This is a genomic window from Pseudacidovorax sp. NFM-22 (genome assembly GCF_021401245.1).
Lineage (GTDB): Bacteria > Pseudomonadota > Gammaproteobacteria > Burkholderiales > Burkholderiaceae_C > Xenophilus.
Genome location: NZ_JACBFY010000005.1, coordinates 393,210 through 415,581 on the forward strand (window position 1 = coordinate 393,210; position 22,372 = coordinate 415,581).

15 protein-coding genes are annotated in these 22,372 nt (G+C 73.3%); 5 read left to right on the forward strand and 10 right to left on the reverse strand.

Annotated features, from left to right (window positions below):
* The first annotated feature begins 1 nt into the window (after position 1).
* Together L0984_RS19420 and L0984_RS19425 are read left to right on the forward strand one after the other, a co-directional pair.
* On the forward strand, positions 2-1,012 hold the full coding sequence (locus L0984_RS19420) for an NAD(P)H-dependent flavin oxidoreductase (protein WP_234195519.1): 1,011 nt from the start codon (positions 2-4) through the stop codon (positions 1,010-1,012).
* A 99-nt stretch (positions 1,013-1,111) separates the two neighbouring features.
* Positions 1,112-2,101, forward strand: a complete 990-nt coding sequence (locus L0984_RS19425; RefSeq protein ID WP_234195521.1) for a Bug family tripartite tricarboxylate transporter substrate binding protein — start codon at positions 1,112-1,114, stop codon at positions 2,099-2,101.
* Between the two features lie 48 nt (positions 2,102-2,149).
* Here L0984_RS19425 and L0984_RS19430 read toward each other — a convergent pair whose 3' ends face one another.
* The 3 genes from L0984_RS19430 to L0984_RS19440 form a co-directional block, all read right to left on the reverse strand.
* Positions 2,150-4,108, reverse strand: coding sequence for a PAS domain-containing hybrid sensor histidine kinase/response regulator (locus L0984_RS19430; RefSeq protein WP_234195523.1), 1,959 nt, complete (start codon positions 4,106-4,108; stop codon positions 2,150-2,152).
* Between the two features lie 140 nt (positions 4,109-4,248).
* Positions 4,249-6,498: an ATP-dependent DNA helicase gene (locus tag L0984_RS19435; protein WP_234195525.1), complete on the reverse strand. Its 2,250-nt coding sequence runs from the start codon at positions 6,496-6,498 to the stop codon at positions 4,249-4,251.
* Positions 6,499-6,528: 30 nt separating this feature from the next.
* Positions 6,529-7,758, reverse strand: coding sequence for a CynX/NimT family MFS transporter (locus L0984_RS19440; protein ID WP_234195527.1), 1,230 nt, complete (start codon positions 7,756-7,758; stop codon positions 6,529-6,531).
* Positions 7,759-8,109: 351 nt separating this feature from the next.
* Here L0984_RS19440 and L0984_RS19445 point away from each other — a divergent pair, with 351 nt between their 5' ends.
* Complete coding sequence (locus L0984_RS19445) at positions 8,110-9,600, forward strand: iron-containing redox enzyme family protein (RefSeq protein WP_234195529.1); 1,491 nt, start codon at positions 8,110-8,112, stop codon at positions 9,598-9,600.
* Positions 9,601-9,637: 37 nt separating this feature from the next.
* On the opposite strand, the gene L0984_RS19450 is transcribed toward L0984_RS19445, so the two are convergent.
* Together L0984_RS19450 and L0984_RS19455 are read right to left on the reverse strand one after the other, a co-directional pair.
* Entirely contained in the window at positions 9,638-12,445 is a 2,808-nt protein-coding gene (locus L0984_RS19450; RefSeq protein ID WP_234195531.1) for a hybrid sensor histidine kinase/response regulator, read from the reverse strand.
* Between the two features lie 85 nt (positions 12,446-12,530).
* Entirely contained in the window at positions 12,531-13,427 is an 897-nt protein-coding gene (locus L0984_RS19455) for a LysR family transcriptional regulator (protein WP_170159471.1), read from the reverse strand.
* Positions 13,428-13,578: 151 nt separating this feature from the next.
* Between L0984_RS19455 and L0984_RS19460 the strand changes: the two genes are divergently transcribed.
* Together L0984_RS19460 and L0984_RS19465 are read left to right on the forward strand one after the other, a co-directional pair.
* Positions 13,579-14,568, forward strand: coding sequence for a tripartite tricarboxylate transporter substrate binding protein (locus tag L0984_RS19460; RefSeq protein WP_234195532.1), 990 nt, complete (start codon positions 13,579-13,581; stop codon positions 14,566-14,568).
* Positions 14,565-16,217, forward strand: a complete 1,653-nt coding sequence (locus tag L0984_RS19465; protein WP_234195535.1) for an FAD-dependent oxidoreductase — start codon at positions 14,565-14,567, stop codon at positions 16,215-16,217. Before L0984_RS19460 ends, L0984_RS19465 begins: the two co-directional genes overlap by 4 nt.
* 177 nt (positions 16,218-16,394) lie before the next feature.
* Here L0984_RS19465 and L0984_RS19470 read toward each other — a convergent pair whose 3' ends face one another.
* From L0984_RS19470 to L0984_RS19490, 5 genes are read right to left on the reverse strand one after another with little or no spacing between them, the layout of a single operon-like run.
* Positions 16,395-17,804, reverse strand: a complete 1,410-nt coding sequence (locus tag L0984_RS19470) for an efflux transporter outer membrane subunit (protein ID WP_234195536.1) — start codon at positions 17,802-17,804, stop codon at positions 16,395-16,397.
* Between the two features lie 2 nt (positions 17,805-17,806).
* Positions 17,807-19,819, reverse strand: coding sequence for an ABC transporter permease (locus L0984_RS19475; RefSeq protein WP_234195838.1), 2,013 nt, complete (start codon positions 19,817-19,819; stop codon positions 17,807-17,809).
* Complete coding sequence (locus tag L0984_RS19480; RefSeq protein WP_234195840.1) at positions 19,813-20,961, reverse strand: efflux RND transporter periplasmic adaptor subunit; 1,149 nt, start codon at positions 20,959-20,961, stop codon at positions 19,813-19,815. The genes L0984_RS19475 and L0984_RS19480 overlap by 7 nt, the downstream gene beginning before the upstream one ends.
* A 14-nt stretch (positions 20,962-20,975) precedes the next feature.
* Complete coding sequence (locus tag L0984_RS19485; protein WP_234195537.1) at positions 20,976-21,611, reverse strand: DUF4198 domain-containing protein; 636 nt, start codon at positions 21,609-21,611, stop codon at positions 20,976-20,978.
* A 33-nt stretch (positions 21,612-21,644) separates the two neighbouring features.
* Positions 21,645-22,295: a DUF4198 domain-containing protein gene (locus tag L0984_RS19490; protein ID WP_234195538.1), complete on the reverse strand. Its 651-nt coding sequence runs from the start codon at positions 22,293-22,295 to the stop codon at positions 21,645-21,647.
* Between the last annotated feature and the right edge of the window lie 77 nt (positions 22,296-22,372).

Here is a 22,372-nt window from a genome sequence, read left to right on the forward strand (position 1 = left end):
CATGTCGCTCCCCTCGCACATCGCGCGGCGCCTTCGCCTGCCGCTGATCGCCGCGCCTATGCTCAAGGTTTCGGGCCCGGAACTGGTGATCGCCGCCTGCCTCAGCGGGGTCATCGGCGCCTTCCCCACCGCCAACGCACGGGACGCGCTCGACGATTGGCTCGTCCGCATCGTGCAGGCGACCTCGGGCGAGCACGGACGCGAGCCCGCTGCCGCCCCTTTCTGCCCCAACCTCATCATGCATCGCGAGCCGCGGGCGCTCGCCGCCGACGTCGAGTGCCTGGTCCGGCACGGGGTCGAGATGGTGATCACCAGCGTCGGCTCGCCCGCACCCGTGATCGCACCGCTGCACGCCGCCGGCTGCCTCGTGTTCGCCGACGTCGCGACCGTCGCTCATGCACGCAAGGCCATCGCCGCCGGGGCGGACGGACTGGTGCTGCTCAGTGCCGGCGCGGGCGGCCAGACCGGCTGGCTCAACGGCATGGCCTTCGTGCGTGCCCTGCGCAGCTTCTTCCACGGCCCACTGATCCTGGCAGGCGGCGTCTCCGATGGCGCGGCCTTGTGGGCCGCACGTGCGCTCGGCTGCGACCTTGCCTACATGGGCACCCGGTTCATTGCCACTGAAGAGTCCATGGCCTCTGCCGCCTACAAGGCCATGCTGGTGCAGTCCGAGGCGGACGATGTGCAGCTCACCCGCGCCTTCTCGGGCCTGCCCGCCAGCATCCTGCGGCCCTCCATCGTTGCGGCTGGACTGGACCCCGATACGCTGGACGAAGGCATCAGCCCGGAGCGCGCGAAGGAGATGTTCAGCGACTCGCGCGGCAAGTTCACGGACACGCGCCAGCCCTTCGGTCCCAAGCGTTGGGGCGACATCTGGAGTGCGGGTCACAGCGTGAGCGGTGTGGACGCGATCGTGCCAACGGCCCAGCTGGTGGAACAGACCCGGGCCGAGTACCTGGAGGCGATAAGTGCCACCGAGTCGATCACGCGCGCCGGCGGAGGCTGGCCATGAGCACGCCGCCCGCCCCTCTTTCTTGAATGCGGTGCCAGCAGCTCCAGGCATGACCTGTCAACACGTGCGCCACTCGCGAACCCACCCTCAGGAGACCGTATGAACACCCGACGCAGAACATTCGTGGCGAGCGGCCTTGCCGGCGCGCTCGCCGCCGCCGCGCCGTTCGCACAGGCGCAATCCGGCGACTATCCGAACCGACCGATCCGCTTGGTCGTACCCACCTCATCCGGCAGCACGATCGACGTGATCGCCCGCGAATACGCCAAGGAACTGCAGCAGACCCTGGGCCAGCCCATCGTGGTCGACAACAAGCCCGGCGCCAACATGTCGATCGGCGTGGGCAATGTGATCGCCTCCCCTGCGGATGGCTACACCCTGCTGCTGACGACCACGGAGATGGTGCGGGCGCCGATGATCTACTCGAACATCAGCTATGACCCGTTCAAGCAGTTCGTCCCCCTGGCGCACATCGCGTCGACCTCGATCTTCTTCGTGGTGCCGGCCAGCAGCCCGGCCACCACACTGACGGAGTTCGTGGCGCTGTCCAGGTCGACCCCGCAGCCCCTGAGCTACGGCACCACGGGACAAGGCTCCGGTTCGCATTTCTACGGCGAGCTGATCGCCGTCCAGACCGGCGCGCGCATGAACCACATTCCTTACAAGGGCGAGGTACCGATGTTGCCGGACCTGCTTGCCGGCCGGCTCGACGCCGGCTTCATCTCGGGCGCGCCGGCATTGCAGTACTCGCGCTCGGGTCGCATCCGCATCCTTGCGGGTGCCAGCCTGAAGCAACGCGCGACGGCGCTCCCGCAGGTGCCGACACTGGCGGAGCAGGGCGTGCGCGGCACCGACATCGAAGGCTTCATCGGCTATTTTGTCGCCCGTGGCACGCCGACACCGATCGTGCAGAAGCTGGCCCGGGAGCTCAACCGCATCGCGGCACTGCCCGCCATGAAGCAGCGGGTGGAAGAGATGGGCTTCGAGTCGCGCTCCGGCAGCACCGTCGAGTCGTTCCAGACCACCATGAAGGGGGTGCACGACGGATGGGCCGAGGTGAACCGGATGGTCGCCATCAAGCTCGACTGAAAGCACGACAGCGACGATGGCGGCTTCGCGCCCGCCCGGCGAGTCGGTTCACGGCCCCTGCCCCGCGCCAGGCCGCGGCGCGGCGGACCCCGTGGGCGCCAGGCGCCGCAGCGTGCGCTCCAGCAACTCCACATCCACCGGCTTGGCCAGATGCGCCGCGAAGCCGCGCTCCAGCGTGGCGGCCCGGTGCGTCGGCAAGGCGTAACCGCTCACGGCGATGAAGAGCGGCGGCTCGCGCATCGCCAGATGTGCCTGATCGGCGACCGCCCAGCCGCTCAGCCCGGGCAGGCCCAGGTCAAGCACCACCAGCTGGGGCCGCAGGCGCCGGATGCTGTCGAGGGCCTCCACGCCGTCGTGCGCGCGGGCCACGGCATAGCCCATGGTCTCGATCAGCAGGCCCAGCGTCTCGGCGGAATCCGGCAGGTCGTCGACGACCAGCACCAGTGGTGCAGCGATGGCGGCCGCCGCCCCTTCTGCGCCGCCCTCGTCCACCGCCTCCAGCGCAGCCAGCGCGACCACGAACTCGGTACCCTCACCGGCCACACCCGTGCTTCGCGCCTCGACCTCGCCGCCGTGCATCTGCACCAGCTGCCTCACCAGCGCCAGTCCCAGGCCCAGGCCGCCCGGTGCCCTCTCGCTGCCCTGCTGGCCCTGCTCGAACATCTCGAACATGCGCGGCAGCTGCTCCGGCGCGATGCCCGGCCCGTTGTCGCGCACGCGGATCCACACGCGCGCGCCGGACTCGTCGCTCCCCGTCTCGACGCGGATGTGGCCGCGCGGCTGCGTGTACTTGGCCGCATTGGCGACCAGGTTGGAGACGACCTGTATCAGCCGCGCCCGGTCGCCCACCGTCCAGAGCCCCGGCGCGAGGTCGACCGAAAGCGTCTGCTCGCGCGCCGCGATGCGCGCCTGGAAGGCTTCGAGCGCCTCCTCGACGACGGTGGCGATCTCCACCGGCCTGCGCTCCAGCTGGATCTTGCCGTTGGCGATGCGGGCGGCGTCGAGCAGGTCGTCCACCAGCCGGGTCAGCTGGCGTGTCTGCCGCCCGATGATGCCGGCCATGCGCGCCACGGTCGCGTCGGCCTGGCCACGGCCGAGGATCTCGGCGGCGGTGGCGATGGGCGCGAGCGGATTGCGCAGCTCGTGGCCCAGCAGCGCCAGGAACTCCTGCAGGCGCCGGCCTTCGGTCTCCAGCGCCGCCACGCGGCGCTTCTCGGTGAGGTCGCGCGTCACCTTGGCGAAGCCCTTGAGCACCCCGCCCGCGTCGAAGATGGCCGAGATCACCACATTGGCCCAGAAGCGGGTGCCGTCCTTGCGCAGGCGCCAGCCCTCGTCCTCGAAGCGGCCCACCGTGCGGGCCTCCTTCAGCTCGCGCTCCGGAAAGCCGGTGGCCCGCACCTCGTCGGGATAGAAGACCGAAAAGTGCTGGCCGATGATCTCGGCGGCCTCGTAGCCGGTGTTGGCCCGTGCGCCCGCGTTCCAGCTCACGACGTGGCCACTGGGATCGAGCATGAAGATGGCGTAGTCCTTGACGCTGTCCACCAGCAACCGGAAGCGCTGCTCGCTGGCGCGGACCTCCTCTTCCTGCCGCTGGCGCTCGGTGAGGTCGCGCGTGACCTTCACGAAGCCCAGCACCTGGCCCCGGTCGCCGTCGATGCGCGTCATCGTGACGCTGGCCCAGAAGCGCGTGCCGTCCTTGCGCAGCCGCCAGCCTTCCTCCTCGTACTTGCCGACCTGGACGGCCACGGCCAGCTCGTGCTCCGGCCAGCGCCGCGCCAGCAGCTCGGGCGGATAGAAGACGGAGAAATGGCGGCCGATGATCTCGTCGGCCTCGTAGCCCTTCAGGCGTTGCGCGCCGCGGTTCCAGCTCAGGATCACGCCATGGGCATCGAGCATGAAGATGGCGTAGTCCTCGACGGCCTCGACCATGCGCCGGTAGTCGGGCGTGGGGGTCGCGGAGCGTCGGGGCAGCGGGCTGACGCTGGCCAGGGAAGGCGGCTTGTCCATTCGGATGAGCGTTGAGGCGGCGACCGAACTCTGCCCGTGCTGGCCCGCCAGGGTCAATCCGCGGCCGGCCACTTTGCGATTCGTCCTACAAACCGGCGCAGGACGGCTGCGTAGCGGCCTGCCTGCGGCCACCACGAAAGCTACGGCGCGGGGCCCTTGCTCACCTGCCACCAGCGCGGCAGCAGCGCCAGCACCTCGGGCTGGGCAAAGCGGTCGTCCAGCAGGTGCACCACGCCCGTGTCCTGCTCGGTGCGCACCACCCGCCCCGCCGCCTGCACCACCTTGCGCAGGCCGGGGTAGAGGTAGGTGTAGGCATAGCCCTGGCCGAACATGGCCTCCATGCGCTCGCGCAGCACCTCGTTGGCCTCGTCGTGCTGCGGCAGGCCCAGGCTGGCGACGAAGGCGCCCACCAGCCGGTCGCCGGGCAGGTCAACGCCTTCGGCGAAGGCGCCACCCAGCACCGCGAAAGCGATGCCCTGTCCGCCTGGCGCGAAGCGGGCGACGAAGGCGGTGCGCTCGCGTTCGGGCATGCCGGACGACTGCCGCCAGACCGGCACCCCGGGATGCTGGCGCGCGAAGGCCTCGAAAGCCATGTCCAGGTAGGCGAAGCTGCTGAAGAAGGCGATGTAGTTGCCCGGCCGCTGCGCGAACTGCCGGGCCATCGCGGCCGTGATCCGCGGCAGCGAGCGCGGACGGTCGCGCAGGCGCGTGGAGACGTCGCGCGCCACCTCCACGCGCAGCTGCTCGGCGCGGAAGGGCGAGTCCACCTCCAGCTCCACCGTGTCCTCGGGCAGGCCCAGCAGGTCGCGGTAGTAGCCGAAGGGCGCGATGGTGCCCGAGAAGAGCACGGTCGTGGACGCCCCCGCGAAGCGCGGCCGCAGGAAGCCGGCGGGCACCAGGTTGCGGACGGCCAGGGTCAGCGGCTCGCCCTCGGGCGTGTTCGTCACCTCGAAGACCGAATGCGGCCCGAAGACGTCGGCCAGCCGCACCAGCGCCAGCAGGCCGAAGAACAGTTCCTGCAGCGGCCCGGGCAGCTCCGGCGACGACTGCGCCGCATGCTCCGACAGGGCCGCGACCGCATCGGCCAGGCTGCGCACCAGCGGCTCGGGCAGGTCGGTGGCCGCGGCATAGGGCACGGCCTGGGCGCGCGACACCTGCCGCCATTCGCGCCGCAGCCTTCGCAAGGCCGCCTGCACGAAGGCCGGCGCCACCGCCTCGCCGCCGTCGAGCAGCGTGAAGGCCAGCGTGGTCGAGTACATGGCGCGTGCCCGGTCCACCAGGTTGTGGGCCTCGTCGACCAGCACGGCCACCTGCCACTCCTCCTCGCGGGCGAGCGCATGCAGCATCGCGCTGCCGTCGAAGTAGTAGTTGTAGTCGCCCACCACCACGTCGCTCCAGCGCACCATCTCCTGGCTCAGGAAGTAGGGACACACGCCATGGCCGGCGGCGATGCGGCGCAGGCCCTCGCGGTCCAGCCAGCGGGCCTCGGCGGCTTCGGCGCGGGCCGCCGGCAGGCGGTCGTAGAAGCCCTTGGCCAGCGGGCAGCTGTCGCCATGGCAGGCGGCACCGGGGCGCTCGCAGGCCGACTCGCGTGCGCTCAGCTCCAGCACCCGCAGCGCCCGGTCCTCGCCCAACTGGCGCAGGGCGTCGAGCGCCACTTGCCGCCCGGGCGTCTTGGCGGTGAGGAAGAACACCTTGTCCGTGCCGTGCGCCGCCAGGCCACGCAGCAGCGGATAGGTGGTGGCCAGCGTCTTGCCGATGCCCGTGGGCGCCTGGGCGATCAGGCAGCGCCGGCGCGCGGCGGCGCGGTAGACGTCGCGCGAAAGCTTGTGCTGGCCGGCGCGGAAGTCACCGAGCGGAAAGACCAACTGCGCCATCTGCGCATCGCGCTGCGCGCGGTGGGCCTCCTCCTGCTGCGCCCAGCGGGCATAGGCGGCGCACATGGCCTGCAGCACAGCTTGCAAGGCAGTCGCCTCGCAATGCTCCTGCAGCACCGTCTCCTCGCCACTCGCCAGGTCGAGGTAGACCAGGGCGACGGTGATCGACGTGAGCGCATCGCGCTCGCACAGCATGGCCGCATAGGTCTTGGCCTGCGCCCAGTGCAGCGCGCGGTGGTTGCCCTTGATGCGCGCGAAGTCGCCGCGGAAGGTCTTGATCTCCTCCACCCGCCGTTGGCCGGCGTCGTAACCGTCGGCCCGGCCGCGCAACTGCAGGCCGTCGACGACCGTCTCCAGCGCCACCTCGCGCTCGTAGCCCGGTCCGCGCCGCGACTGCACCAGCGAATGGCCGGCCTGCCCTTCGTGCGCGGTGGGCGCCGGCACGAAGCGGATGTCCAGGTCTCCCGCCTTGGCCGCGAAGGCGCACAGCGACTTGACGGAGACGCGGGTCATGTCGGACTTCGCTTGAGCGAGGCTGGGCGCTCAGCGGGGCATCGCCGCGGCGCGGACGACGCGTGCGCGGCCGGCACCTGCGCCAGCCAAAGCCAGCGCCACGCCGATCAACCCGAAGAGCACCGCCGAGGCGCGGAAGCTGCCCGTCCAGGCCCGCAGCAGCCCCACCAGCATCGGCCCCGTCGCGGCCACCAGGTAGCCCACGCCCTGCGCCATGCCCGAGAGCTGGGCGGCGACGCGCGCGTCGGGCGAGCGCATCACGATCATCGTGAGCGCCAGCGAGAAGGTGCCGCCCTGCGCGATGCCCAGCAGCACCGCCCAGCCCCAGATGCCGCCCAGCGGCGCGAACATGCAGGCCCACAGCGTCGCCACCGTGAGCACGGCCAGCCCCACGGCCAGCGCCACCTGGTTGCGCTGGCGCTGCGCCAGCGTGGGCAGCACCAGGCAGGTGGGCACCTGCACCAGCACCGACAGCGAGACCACGAAGCCGGCCGTGGCCGCAGCCAGGCCCCGCTCGCGCAGCACGGGCGCCAGCCAGCCCATCACCGAATAGGCGAGCGCCGACTGCAGGCCCATGAACAGCGTGACCTGCCAGGCCAGCCCGTCGCCCCACAGGCCGCGCACCCGGAAGGCGGAATCGCCGGCATCCCGCCGCGCCGGCCAGGCACGCGGCGCCCACAGCGCCAGGGCGACCGCGGCCGGCACGGTCCACATTGCCAGCGCGCCCTGCCATCCCAGGCCCAGCGCCTGCTGCAAGGGCACGGTGAAGCCCGCCCCGCTGGCGGCGCCGGCGCACACGGCCATGGTGTACAGGCCCATCATCAGCGCCGTGCGGCTGTCGAAGTCGCGCTTGACCAGGGCCGACAGCAGCACGTTGGCCACCGCGATGCCCACGCCCGCCAGCGCCGAGGCCGCAAACAGCAGTGGCAGTTGCGCCGAGCCGCGCAGCAGCGTGCCGGCGGTGATGAGCACCATGCAGGCCAGCAGCGTGCGCTCGATGCCCAGGCGCCGGCCGAGCCAAGGCGCCACCATCGCGAAGGCACCGAGGCAGATCACGGGCAGGGTGGTCAGCGCACTGGCCGCGGCCGCCGACATGCCGGTGGCCGCCACGATATCGGGCAGCACCACCGACAGGCTGGAGAACACCGGCCGCAGGTTGAAGGCGATGAGCACGATCGACAGGGCGAGCAGCCCCAGGTTCTGCGCAACGGGGCCGGATCGCGGGCGGGAGGACGTGGAAGCGGTGGGAAAGGCAGGCATGCAAGAGAAAGGCAGCACCCGCAGGTGCGCGAAGGTCGTGGCCGACGACGGGCGCCGCTGGAACGGCGGCAGGTCCGCCGTGGGAGCGCGGATGCTGCCACAGCGGGCCCATGCGGGCTGTCGCGCACGCCGAAACCCATGAAGGCCGCGCAGCCCGCAGCGGGTGGCTCGTAGGACGGCACCGCCAGGGCGCCGCGCATCGCGCGGCGGCGGGTGTAGTCCGGGGGCGGGGGGTCGGTCGCGGCCGACAGCCACCCGCGCTGCGCCCTTGCCGACGCGACCGGCCAACACCCCGATGGTGGACCCATGCAGAACACACGCCTTGCCCGAAGGGCCGCCGAAGAAGCCCAGATGCTCCACCTCACCCCCGCCGCGCCCCCGGCGCCGCGACAGCCCCGGGCTGCCGCCCCTGCCGCGAACGAGGACGGCCGGGCACTGGCCCACGGCGCCCGCGCGCTCTACGAGGCGCTGCTGCAGGCCAACGACCGGCCCGACGCCGCTTTGCGCGCCCAGGCGCGCGCCTTCATCGAGCGCTGGCGCGCGGAGATGCGGACGCAGCCCTGCGACCTGCCCGCTTCGCCCGACGGCCTGGCCACCTGGCAGCAGGCCAACCTGGCCTCGACCGGCGCGGCCTACCAGGCCTATCTGGCCGTGCGCAAGGCGGGCGGGCCACGGCGCTACTTCGGCAGTCGCTCGCATGCGCTCAACTTCCTGCGCGCGGTCGCGCCCACCAAGCTGGTGGATGGCGCCTGGCTGTATGGCCTGCTGCCCGATGCCGCCAACCCGCACCTCAACGACCTGATCCTCACGTACGTGGAGGAACTGGGCGACGGCGACCCCGACAAGAACCACGTGCTGCTCTACCGCCGCCTGCTCGATGCCATGGGCATCGTGGACTGGGCCGAACAGCCCGACGAGGCCTACGTGCAGGGTGCGCTGCAGCTGTCGCTGGCCGCCTGCACCACCGAGCTGCTGCCCGAGGTGATCGGCTTCAACCTGGGCTACGAGCAGCTGCCGCTGCACCTGTTGATCACGGCCTACGAGCTGGACGAGCTGGGCATCGACCCGACCTACTTCACGCTGCATGTGACGGTGGACAACGCCGCGGGCGGCCATGCGCAGCGCGCCCTGCGGGCCGCAGCCGAGAACCTGCCCGCCCTGGCCGACCGCGAGGCCTTCTGGGCCCGGGTGGCCGACGGCTACATGCTGAGCAACGCCGGCCAGGGCACCACGGACGCCATCGCCACCTTCGACCCCCACCAAGCCCTGCTGCAGGTGCTGGGGGGCCGGGCCGGCGAAGGCAGCCTGGCTCATTCCGACTACTGCCGCATCGAAGGCCGCACGGTCAACCAGTGGCTGGCCGATCCGCCCGCCATCGGCGGTTTCGTGGCCGCCCTCGAACGCAAGGGGTGGCTGGTGCGGGGCAGCGACCCCGCGCAGAGCCGCTTCTGGGCACTGCTGCAGGGCGAGCACGCGAGCATGTTCGGCGTCTTCGGCGACTACGAGCTGCAGGTCATCTACGACTGGATCCGCGGCGATGCCGCGGCCGATGGGGCGGCGTTCGTCCGCGCCGGCCCGTCAGCACGGGCGCCGGCGCCCCCGCGCGCCTTCCGGCATGTCCGGCGGGCCGCTCAGGGCCAGACGCCACTGTCGCTGGCCACGCTGGCCGAGGACGGCAGCACGCTCGACCCGGACCTGGCCGCGTTGCGGCAGATGCTGGACGGTGACGATGTGGCCGGTCGCGGCGCGGCGCTGCGCCGGCTGCTGGGACCGGCCATGCACTGGGGGCCGGCGGGGCTGGAAGCCACCCGTCACGTCGCCCAGATGATGCGGGCCGCCTGAGCGCGCTCGTGCCGGGCCGCGCCGCCCGCCGGGGGCTTCAGGCGCCGTGGGCGGCGCGACGCCCGGCGTCCAGCGCCAGCAGGCGCGCAAGCAGGATCTCCACCTGGGCCGGCTTGGCGAAGTGGTCGTCGAAGCCGGCGGCCAGCGCCTTCTGCCGGTCGGCCTCGCGGCCATAGCCGGTGAGCGCGATCAGCGCCATCCGGGCGGTGGCGGGCTGGGCGCGCAGACGCGTGGCCAGTTCATGCCCACTCAGTCCCGGCAGCCCGATGTCCACGATGGCCCCCTCCCCCGGCTCGTCGGCCAGGGCGTCCAGGGCCGCCTCCGCCGAATACACCACGCGCACGCGGTGCCCTTCCAGCTCCAGCCAACTGGCCAGCGAATCGGCCGCGTCCTGGTTGTCGTCCACGACAAGCAGCGACAGGACCTGCCGCGGCAGCGCAGGGGGCGCGGCCGCCTCTGCCGCGGCTGCGGGCAGTGCGTGAAGGGGCAGGCGCAGTTCGAAGGTGCTGCCCCGACCCACGCCCGCGCTGTGCACGGTGATGGCACCGCCGTGCAGCCCGGCCAGGCTCTGCGCAATCGCCAGGCCCAGCCCCAGGCCGCCCGCGGCCCGCTGCAGCGGCTGCTCGCCCTGCACGAAGCGTTCGAAGACGCGCGGCAGCAGCTCGGGCGCGATGCCGATGCCCTCGTCGATGACCTGCAGCACCGCCTGCGGATGCGCAGCCGCCATGTCCACCGCCAGCACCACGCGGATGGCCTTGCCCGCCTCGGTGAACTTGGCGGCGTTGTTCAGCAGGTTGCCGACCACCTGCGCCAGGCGCAGCGGATCGCCATGGACCGGCACGGGCTCGGCGGGCAGCCTCACCACGGGCATCTCTGGGCGCTGCTGCAGCACGGGCAGCGTGAGCTCCAGCGCCCGCGCCACCACGTCGCGCAGGTCCAGCGTCTCGGGGCGCAGGACGATCTTGCCCGAGACGATGCGCGAGACGTCCAGCAGGTCGTCCACCATGCGCGACAGGTGGCGCACCTGCCGCTCGATGATCTGCCGCTCGCGCGGGAAGGCCTGCGGGTCGCGGCGCTGCACCAGCTGCAGCGCCAGCGCGATGGGCGCGAGCGGGTTGCGCAGCTCGTGGCCCAGCATGGCCAGGAACTCGTCCTTGGCCTGGTTGGCGTCCTCGGCCTGCTTCTGCGCCGCGCGGGCCCGGGCGAAAAGCCGCACGTTGTCCAGCGCCAGCGCGGCGCGCTGGGCCAGATCGTTGATCAACGCGCCGTCCTCGGGCGTGAAGCGGCGGCCCGACTCGGCCTGCAGCACGGCCATCGCGCCGATGGTGCGGCCGCGCGCGACCAGCGGCACGATGCAGCCGGCCGTGACGCCGAAGGCCTGCACGAACTCCCGCAACTGCGGATCGAGCGCTTCGGGCATGCCCTCGTCCTCGATGTTGCGCAGGAAGCTGCGGCCGGTGGCCACGGCCCACGGGAAGGCGCCGGGCGCATCCGCTGGCGCGGCGCGCGTCTCCACCAGGGCTGCGATGGCGGCCGTGCGCGCGGGGTCGAAGTGGTGCGTCAGCTTGCGCTGCAGCACGCCGTGTTCGTCCAGCAGGTCGATGCGGCAGAGGTCGCCCACCGAGGGCACGATCAGCGCGGCGATGGCGCGCAGCGTGGCCTCCTCCTCCAGCGACTGCGACAGCACCGCGCCGGCACTGACCAGCCGGGCCAGCCGCTGCTGGGCCGCCTGCGCGGCCGTGCTGGCCGCGCGCTCGGCCTCCAGCAGCTGCTGGCGCTCGGCCTCGCTGCGCCGGCGCTGCAGCGAGGCCGCCGCCAGCGCGTCCGCCACGGCATCCACCTCGGGCACGCGGGAAGGCGCCATCGCAACCGGCTCGCCCCGGCCCAGCGCGTCGGCCTGCTGGCGCAGCCGGGCCATGGGGCCGGTGACGCCGCGCGAGATCCACCACGCGGCCAGCGCCCCGTAGGCCAGGGAGAAGAGCAGGCCGCCGAGATAGGCGACATAGGTGCGGCGCAGCGGCGACTCGGCCAGGTCGGCCGACGCGCCCAGCACGACGAACCACGGCGCCGACTCCAGCCGGGCCACGGCGGTCTGCGAGCGCACGCCGTCCACGTTGGTCGAGCGTCCGACGCCGTCGGGCGCATCGCCCATCTGCGCCAGCAGGCGGCGCAGCGTGTCGCTCGGGCCGCTGCCGCGCAACCGTGCGTCGTCGATGTTGCGCGCCACGCGGCGCTCGCGCGAGTCGAAGACCGACACCGACCAGCCCTCGGGCACGCGCTGGCGGCCCAGCACGGCGGTGATGGCCTCCGGCCGCACGACCGCGGTCAGCACCTGGAGGGTCTGGCCATCGCGGATCACGGGCACGCGCACCGCGAAGGCGAGCCGGCCTGCCGGCCCCGGCACCAGGGCGCCGACGGCAGGCTGGCCGGTGCGCAGCACCCGCTGCAGGCTGTCGTCGTCGACCACGCGCCGCAGCGGGCCGGAGACGCCGCCGTCGGTGTTGAAGAGCAGACGCCCGTCCGGCGCCGCGAGCACCAGCGCCAGCCATTCGGGATGCGAACGCCGCACGGCGGTGGCCAGCCGCGTCGCCTGGCTCAGGCCGTCGCCGGCCTGGGTGCCCAGCGGCTCGGTCAGGGCCAGGGCGTCGAGGGCGGCGATGGTCAGGCGCAGTTCGCTGTCCACCGCGGTGGCGACGGCGCGGGCCACGCCCAGGGTGCTGGCCCGGTGCTGGTCCTGCTGGCTTTCGGCCAGCGCGTACAGCGCCAGGCCGCAGACGATGGCCAGCGGAAGAATGGCCATCGATGCGATCAGCATCAGCCGGCCCTGCATCGTGATGATGCGCATGCGTCTCCTCAGGGGGGTGGGGCCGGCCGCCGGCGGGCGCGGCCGCGCGATTGTGCAGCAGCCCCCCGGCCGCCGTGTGCCGGGGTCATCCCGGCGCGGCCAGCGCGGCGAACTCCTCGTCCAGCAGTTGCATGAAGGCCTGGCCGAGCGTGGAGAGCGGCCGGTGCGTGTTGCTGGCGGCCAGCAACGGAAAGGCGGGCGCCTGGGGCACGGGCACCAGCACCAGGCGGCCCGGCGCGAAGCTGCGCGCCGACAGGTCGTCGACGAAGGCCACGCCGGCGCCGCTGGCCGCCATGGCACAGGCAGCGTGGCCAGAGCGCACCTCCACCGCACGCCGCGGCACGATGTCGCGCTCGGCCAGCCAGCGGTCGATGACCTGGCTCTGGGGTGCCTCGGGGCTGTAGAGCACCAGCCGCTCGCGCAGCGCCGCATCGAAATCGAAGACCGGTGCCGCCAGCAGCCGATGGCCCGGCGCGAGGGCGCACATCAGACGCCACTGGCCGATCTCGCGCAGGTCGAGCACGGGATGCTCCAGCGGCGCGGAGGAGACGGCGAGGTCCGCGTCCTCCGCCACCAGCAGCTTGACGATCTCGCGCGTGGGCAGCGCCTCGAAGCCGACCTGCGCATCCGGGAAACGCGCGAGCAGCCGCGCCGTGGCGCGCGGCACCAGTTCCAGCGCGGTGTTGGCACTGGAGAGCACGCGCAGCGTCGCGTGGGCACCGAAGCGCAGGTGCTGCGCCACGTCCTGCACATGACGCACGCCCCGGTAAACCTTGTCGACCTCCACCTGCAGCGCCCGCGCCTCCGGTGTGGCGAAGAGCCGGCCATTGCGCCGCTCGAACAGCGCCACGCCCAGTTGCAGCTCCAGGTGTCGGACCAGCCGGCTCACGCCGGGCTGCGACACATGCAGCAGCCGGGCGGCGCCGGTGATCGAACCGGCACTCATCACGGCCCGGAAGACTTCGATCTGGCGCAGGTTCATGGCGAGGGGCCGAGGCCACGAAGGCCAGAACAACAGAGATTCATCGACACGCCCAACCATAACAGCCAGGTATGCCCCGCCAAAGCCTTGGTATTGGGCGCCGGGGCCAGCGGTTCCTAGCATCGGCGCCACACCTTCCAAGGAGACAACCATGCAACGAATGCTTCGCCGCCGCTGGCTGGCGGTGGCCGCCGCCACCGCCCTCGGCACCGCCGCCCTGACGCCCACGGCCTGGGCCCAGAGCTATCCCTCCAAGCCGATCACCCTGGTGGTGGGCTTCGCGCCCGGCGGCTCGGGCGACATCCTGGCCCGGCTCATGGGCGACGCACTGGGCAAGGCGCTCGGGCAGACCGTGGTGGTGGACAACCGCCCGGGCGCGGGCGCCACCATCGCCACCAGCTATGTGGCCACCGCCCCGGCGGACGGCCACACGCTGCTGTTCGTGACCAGCGGCTTCCCGGGCAGCACCTCGCTCTACCCCAGGCTCAACTACGACACCGTCAAGACCTTCGCGCCGGTGGCCAAGGTCGGCGCCTCGCCGGTCGTCGTGGTGGTGCCGGCGGCCTCGCCCTTCAAGGACTTCCGCGCCGTGCTCGATGCCGCACGCAAGTCGCCCGGCAAGCTCAACTACGCCGCGGGCGGCGGCGGGGCCACCACCACCAGCCTGGCCGCGGAATTCCTCAAGAGCGACGCGAAGGTCGACATGCAGATGATTCCGTACAAGGGCTCCGGCCCGGCCCTCACGGCGCTGCTGGCGGGCGAGGTGGACCTGGGCTTCGACATCCCGTCCAGCGCCCTGCCCCACATCCAGACCGGCAAGCTGCGCGCGCTGGCCGTGACGACGGCGAAGCGCTCGGCCGTGCTGCCCGAGGTGCCCACGGTGGCCGAGCTGGCGCTGCCCGGCTTCGAGGTGACCGGCTGGTTCGGCATCCTGGCCCCGGCCGCCACGCCGCCGGCCATCGTGGACCGCCTGAACCGCGAGGTGAACGCTGCCCTCGCCCAGCCGGCCGTGCAGCAGCGCCTGCAGGCGCTGGGCGTGGAGCCCGGCGGCGGCACCAGCGCGGCCTTCGGCCAGTTGATCGCGACCGAGACGGTGCGCTACGGCGACGCCATCCGCCGCCTGGGGCTGCGGGCCGAATGACGCGCGCAGTGCACGCAGGGGCCGGCCTCGGCCATGAGCTGCAGGCCGACCTGGTGGTGGCGGGCGGCGGGCTGGGCGGCATCGCCGCCACCCTGGCCGCGCTGCGCCAGGGGCTGCGCGTGGTGCTGGTCGAAGAGCTCGACTGGCTCGGAGGCCAGCTCACCGCGCAGGGCGTGCCCTTCGACGAGCATCCGTGGATCGAGCATGTCAGCGCCTCGCTCAGCTATGCGCAGCTGCGCCAGGGCATCCGGGCCTACTACCGCGACCACCTGCCCCTCACGCCCGAGGCGCGGCTGCATCCGCGGCTCAACCCGGGCCAGGGCAACGTCAGCACGCTCTGCCACGAACCCTGGGTGGCCGTGCGGGTGATCGACGCGCTGCTGGCACCGCACGAGGCGGCGGGCCGCCTCGTCGTGCTGCGCGAGCACCGCATCGATGCGGCCGAGGTGGCGGGCGACACCGTGCGCGCCCTGCATGCCTTCGACCTGCGCGAAGGCCGCCTGCGCGTGCTGCAGGCCCCGATGTTCATCGACGCCACCGAGATAGGCGACCTGCTGCCGCTGGCCGGCGTCGAGCATGTGTTCGGCGCCGAGGCGCGCGCGCAGACGGGCGAGCCGCATGCGCTGGACGAGGCCGATCCGTACGACCAGCAGGCCATCACCTGGTGCCTGGCGGCCGAGCTTCGGCCCGGCGAGGACCACACCATCGAGCGCCCGCGCGACTACGACCGCCTGCGCATGCTGCAGCTGCCCTGCTGGCCCGGCCCGCAGTTGAGCTGGACCCTCAGCGACTTCGTGACCCACCAGCCCCGCGTGCGCCCGCTGTTCGTGGGCCCGACCGATGAAGAGGGGCTGTACGACCTGTGGCATGCGCGGCGCATCGCCTGGCGCGGGCACTTCGCGCCGGGCGCCTATGCCAGCGACATCACGCTGGCCAACTGGCCGCAGATGGACTACTGGGAGCAGCCGGTGGTGGGCGTGGACCGCACGGCGCAGCAGCAGGCCCTGCAGGCCGCGCGCGAACTGAGCCTGGCCTTCTTCTACTGGATGCAGACCGAGGCGCCGCGCCACGACGGCGGCGAAGGCTATCCGGAGCTGCGCCTGCGCGGCGACGTGCTGGGCACGGCCGACGGACTGGCCAAGCAGGCCTACTACCGCGAAGGCCGCCGCATCGTGGCCGAGTTCACCGTGCTGGAGCAGCACATCGGCGTGCAGGCCCGCCCGGGCGATGACGGCGCCGAAGTCTTCGCCGACAGCGTGGGCCTGGGCGGCTACCGCATCGACCTGCACCCGAGCACACGCGGGCGCAACACGGTGGACATCGACGCCTACCCGTTCCAGATCCCGCTGGGCGCCCTGCTGCCGGTGCGGGTGGACAACCTGCTGCCGGCCTGCAAGAACATTGGCACCACGCGCGTGACCAACGGCGCCTACCGCGAACACCAGACCGAATGGAGCATCGGCGAGGCCGCCGGCCTGCTCGCGGCCTTCGCGCGGCAGCGCCGCACCCTGCCGCGGGCCGTGCGCAGCACACCGGGCCTGCTGGCCGACTTCCAGCGCCTGTTGCAGCGCCAGGGCGTGATGCTGGCCTGGCCGCGCTTCGGCGCACTCACGCCGACGCTGCGCACCGGCTACCAGACGGCGCGCTGAAGACCGGGTGCGCGGTCACAAGGTGTGAATGAATCCGACGTGGCCGAGCGGGCTGCCAAAACGCGGCCAATCAAGGCGCAAAGCGCAGCCATAGCTCGGGCTATGGCGAGCATTTGCAACGCGGAGTGGGCGTGTTTTGGCAGAACGAGCGGGCATGGCGGGTTCGGTCACACCTTGTCAGACGGCGTCGCGCCAGCCGCCGCCCAGCACACGGTAGAGCCGCACCTGCATCTGCAGCAGGGCCTGGTGCAGCGAGGCCGCCTCGTCTTCGGCCTGGAAGAGCGTGCGCTGCGCGTCCAGCAGGGCCAGCGCGTCGTCGGCCCCGGCGCGCCAGCGCGCCTCGGCCAGGCGATGGGCGCGGCGGGCCTCGGCCAGTGCGCCGGCCTGCGCCTCGCGCCGGGCCCGCAACGCAGCCTGCGACTGCAGCGCCGCGTCGACCTCGGCGAAGGCTTGCACCACCGCGTGCCGGTACGCGGCCAGCCGCTCGTCCTGCACCGCCTCCGCCTCGTCCCGTTCGGCCGCCAGGCGGCCACCGTCGAGCAGGGGCGCCACCAGCCCCGCCGCCAGCGCATAGGCGGGATCGCGCAGCAGCGTGCGCGACGAGGCGCTCTCGGCAGCGAGGCCAGCGGTCAGCGTGAGGCGGGGCCAGCGTGCGGCTTCCGCGGCCAGGCGTTGCGCGTCGGCGGCGGCCAGCAAGGCGGCCGCGCGGGCGATGTCGGGGCGGCGCGCCAGCAGCGATGCGGGCAGGCCAGGGGCGACCGCAGGCAGGGTCAGTTCGGACAGCCGGCTGGTCGGCGTCGGGCCCGGGTCGGGTCGGCCCGTCAGGACCGCGAGCGTGGCGCGAAGCTCCGCCCACCGCTGGTGCAGCGCCTGCACCTGCGCGCGCTGCGCCTGCACCAGGCCGCGCTGCCGGCTGGCTTCGAGGGCGGTGGCACGCCCGGCCCGCAGCCGCACCTCGGTCAGTGCGGCGATGCGCTCGGCCGCTGCCTGGCTGGCTTCGCCGAGCCGGATGCGCTCGGCCAGGCCCACGGCCTCGAGCCATGCATCGGCTGCCGTGGCCGTCAGCAGGAGGCGCAGCGCCTGCGCATCGAGCGCGCTGGCCTGCACGGCGGCGTGCGCCGCGTCGCGCCCGGCCTCCAGGCGGCCCCACAGGTCCCATTCCCAGGCCGCGCTCAGGCCCAGCGCGTGGCGCGGCTCGGCGTCGACCGCCTGCCCGCCGAGGCCGCCCTGGCCACGGACCTGCACCTGAGCCTCCAGCGCAGGCCAGCGGCTGGCGCCGGCCTGGCGCGCCCGGGCCTGCGCCTGACGCAGCCGTGCCGCCGCGGCGGCCAGGTCCGGCGAGCCGAACTGCACGCGCGCGACCAGGGCGTCGAGTTCGGCACTGCCGAAGCGCGTCCACCAGCCCTCCTCGGCCAGCAGGGCGCCAACGGATGCCGGATCGGCGGCCGACCACCGCTCGGGCAGGACCGGCGCCGCAGCCCGGCCGGCCGGTAGCGTCGGCGCGGCGCAGGCGGCCAGCAGCCCGGCCAGCGCCAGGACCAGTGCACGCGCGCCGGGGCGGCGCGCCATCGGAATGAGGGGTCGCATGCTCAGTCTCCGGCCAGGGCCACGACCGGGTCCAGGCGCGACGCCGAACGCGCCGGCGCCCAGCCGAAGACCAGCCCGGCCGCCAGCGCACAGGCGAACGCGCCGGCCATCGCGCGGACCGAGAACACCACCGGCACGCCGCTGGCGACCAGCACGGCGCCCGTGATGCCGCCGGCCAGCACGCCGGCCACGCCACCCGCCAGCGTGAGCAGCACCGCCTCGGTCAGGAACTGCCGCTGCACGTCGCGCTGGCGGGCGCCGACGGCCATGCGGATGCCGATCTCGCGCAGCCGCTCGCGCACCGTCATCAGCATCACGTTCATCACGCCGATGCCGCCCACCACCAGCGACACGGCGGCGATGAGGCCCAGCATCATCGTCATGCTGCGGCGCGTCTGGGCCTCGGCCTGCAGGCGCGCCGCGGCGTTGCTGATCTCGAAATCGGCGCGGCCGTGGCGCGCCAGCAGCAGGCGGCGGATGGCCGCTTCGGCCGCCGCCACCTGCTGCGGCGAGGCGGCCGCGACGACCGTGTAGTCGGGCTGCGTCTGCACGCGATAGACGCGCGCCCGGCCGGCGCGGTAGGGAATGAAGACCATGTCGTCGTAGCTTTGCGCGCCGGACTCGGCGCCCCGCTCGGCCAGGGTGCCGATGACCTCGAAGGGCGAGTCGCCGATCAGCAGTTGCCGGCCCCGCGGGTCCGGATCGCCGGGGAAGAAATGCGCCTTCGCCCGATGGCCCAGCACCACCAGCGGCGTGAGCGCACGGTCCTCGGCCTCGGTATAGAAGCGGCCCTGCGCCAGCGGCCACTGGTGCACCTCGGGCATGAACCATTCGGCCGCGAACACGTAGACCTGTCGCTCCAGCCGGCCGCGGCGCACCGGGATCGGGTCGCCGATGACGGGCATGACATGGGCCACGTCCGGCAGGCCGGCGATGGCCGAGAGGTCCTCTTCGGTGATCCGGCCGGGCGGCCCCCCTTCGGCCGGCGCGCTGCCGCCCAGGTACATGATGGTGGTGCCCAGGGTGCCCATCTGCTGCACCACGCGCTGGCGCGCCCCCTCCCCCACGGCCAGCATGACGATGACCGAGGCCACGCCGATCACGATGCCGAGCAGGGTGAGGCCGGTGCGCAGGCGATTGCGGCCCATGCCGCGCCAGGCGGCGCGCGCGGCCTCGCCCAGGTCGGCATGCCAGGGCCGGGCCGGCCTGGGCGAGCCGGGCGACATCGGCGCGGCAGCGGCCTGCGTGCCACCTGCCGCGGCCGCTCCGGCCGACGTCGACGCCGACGACGCCGCACCCGGCCCCGGGCCATCGGCCACGATGCGGCCGTCCCGGATCTCCACCACGCGGCGCGCCTGCTCGGCCACGCCGCGGTCGTGGGTGATGAGCACGATGGTGTGGCCCTCGTCCGCGAGCTGGTGCAGCAGTGCCATCACCTCGGCGCCGCTGGCGCTGTCGAGTGCGCCGGTGGGCTCGTCGGCCAGCAGCACGCGGCCGCCGTTCATCAGCGCCCGGGCGATGGCCACGCGCTGCTGCTGCCCGCCCGAAAGCTGGTGCGGCCGGTGGCCGACCCGGTCCGCCAGGCCCAGGCGCGCGAGCAGGGCCTGCGCCCGCTGCGCGCGCGCTGGCGGCGGCAGGCCGGCGTACAGGGCCGGCAGCTCCACGTTCTCCCGCGCCGTCTCGCTGGCGATCAGGTGATAGCCCTGGAAGACGAAGCCGAAGGCCTCGCGGCGCAGCCGGGCCAGCGCGTCCGGACTCAGCGAGGCGACGTCGCGCCCCTCGAAGCGGTAGTGGCCGGCGCTGGGCCGGTCCAGGCCGCCCAGCAGGTTCATCAGCGTGGACTTGCCCGATCCGGACTGGCCCACGATGGCCACGAATTCCCCCGCGCGAATCTCCAGGTCGATGCCATGCAGCACCCCGGTCTCGGGCTGGCCACTGCTGCCGCCGCCGTAGCGCTTGCGCACGCCGGCCAGCGCGATCAGCGGCGGTGCAGCCCCGGACGCCGCGCTCACCATTGCAGCCACGCGGGCCACCGGGACACCTGCGTCTCGCCGACGATCAGCTGCTCGCCTTCGGCCAGGCCCTGCGTCACCTCGGCCAGGTGGCGGCTGCGCACGCCCAGCTGCACCTCGCGGACCTGGGCGCCGATGCGTGCATCCAGCACCCGCACCTGGGTGCGCCCGGGCGGGCCGGGCACCGGCTGCAGCGCCGACAGCGGCACGGCCACGGCCTGCGGCGCCTGCGCCACGCGCAGGCCGACCTGGGCGGTCATCTGCGGCAGCAGCGCCCCGTCGGCGTTGTCCACGTCGAAGAGCACGGTGTAGGTCACGGCCTTGGTGGCGGCAGGCGCGGCCGCAGCACCCTCGGCACTCTTGTCCGCCAGCGGCGGGGCGGGCAGCACCTGGCGCACGCGGCTGTGCCAGCGCCGGGGCTGCGCCTGGTCCTCGCCGCCCAGCGTGGTGAAGCTGGCCGGCATGCCGGCGCGCACGCGGCCGATGTCGGCTTCGGAGACCTCGGTCCACACGGTCATGGTGGCCAGGTCGGCGAGGCGCAGCACGCGCGGCGTCTGGTAGGTGGCGTTGAGGGTCTGCCCCTCGCGCGCCTCGACGCCGATCACCGTGCCGTCCATGGGCGCGTAGATGCGGGTGTAGCCCAGGCGGGCTTCGTCGGCGCGCTGGGTGGCGCGGGTCTGGGCGATCTGGGCGCGCCACTGGTCCAGGCGGGCGCTGCGCACGGCCAGCTCGGCCTGCGCGGTCTGCACGTCCTCGCCGCGCGTGGCGCCGTCGGCATCCAGCCGCTGCTGCCGCGCGGCCTGGTCGCGGGCCAGTTGCCATTGCGCTTCTTCCTCGGCCAGCTGCGCGCGCAGGGCCTGCAGCTGGGCACGGCCGGCATCGACCACGGCCTGCTGCACGCTGGGGTCGATCTCCACCAGCAGCTGGCCCTGGCGCACGGTGTCGCCGGCCGCCACGTGCAGGCGGCGGATCTGCCCCGAGACCTGCACCCCCACGTCCACGAAGCGGCGCGGCTGCAGGGTGCCGATGGCGGTCACGCTGGCCTCCACGTCGTGGCGGCGCACGGTCTCGGTCTGGTGCTGCACGGTGGGCTGCGCCATCCATGCCGTCAGGCCCGCGCCCGCGGCCAGCACCACGGCGGCCATGATCCAGCGCCGCTTCACGGAGACGTCACCTCGAAGCTCAGCGTGGCGCTGTGGCGCACCTCGTCATAGTCCTGACCCTCGAAGCGCGCCTTGCCGCCATCCACGCTTGCCATCACGGACAGCACGTAGAGCCCGGCAAAGGGCGTGGGCAGCGTCACCGTTCCATCCGCATCGGGCCGCAGCAGCCGTTGCCAGCCTGCATCCGTCTGCACCTCGACCTGGGTGGCCGCCACGGGGCGGCCCTTCCACATCAGGCGGAAGCGCCGGCCCTCGGGCTCGGTCGGCACCAGTTCCAGGTCATTGACGGGCAACGTCTCATTCCGGCCCAGGCGGGCCTGATGGTGGACCAGCACGCGCTGCCCTTCGGTCTCGACCGCCGTCAGGCGCAGGTCGCCAGCCGCCGCGTTGCCGCGTGCGATGCGGCCGTCAGGCCCGGGCACGTGCGCGGCATCCGCACCGGGCGCGGCCAGCGCCTGCAGCAGTGGCAGGGCAAGGGCGGGCTGGTCGGGCGGACCGGCGCGAAGGCGCGCGCCCTGGGCCGTGGGCTGCAGCCAGAGCGGCCCGGCCAACGCCGGGGCGGCCGCCACCGAGAGCAACCCGGCGCCTGCGGCCAGCAGCGCCGCGTGCATCAACGGCGAGACGGCGCTCACTGCACGAACCCCGGCCGGACTGGCATTCCGGCCTCAGCGCGCCACATAGCTCAGCGTGGCGGTGTAGTCGACGGCGTCCACGCGGGTGCCAGCCACGTCCTGGGCATGGCGGTCGGTGTGGGCGGCGATCAGCACATAACGGCCGGCACCGCGGTCCGGCACGGTGAGCCAGCCATCGGCGTCGGTCTGCAGGCGCCGGCTCCAGCCCGCGGGATCGACCACGGTCACTGCGCGGCTGCCCGCCGGCTGGCCCTTGAAGACCAGGCGGAAACGGCTGGCCCCGGCCTGTTCGGGGACGAACTCGTAGTCGAGCACGGCGCGCGTGTCGCGCCGGCCCTCACGGGCATTGAAGACAGCCGCCTTGAGCACCCCGTCCTTGCCGCGCCAGGGCTTCCAGACCTGGTCGTTGATCAGGCGCAGGTCCGCATCCGCGGGCACGGGGGCCGCCAGCAAATGGTCCTCGCGGACCGCGAGCGGCAACGGTGCGGCGGCATCGGCCGCGAAGAGTCGAGTGCTGGCACCCAGCCTGGCGACCTCGTCGCCGCGGTCGCGCTCGCCATCGACATCGCCGACGTAGACACGGGCCGTGCCGGGCGCGGCGCGCTCGATCCAGAGCTGGTGGGCCTGGGCGCTGCCGATCGCGGCGGCAGCCAGGGCAAGGGCGAAGAAGGCGCGGTGGGCCATCGATGGTTCTCCGTGGAAATGGAAAGGAAGCGAGGACGCTGCGCGTCGTCGACGGCAGCACGAGATCCGTTGGAAGA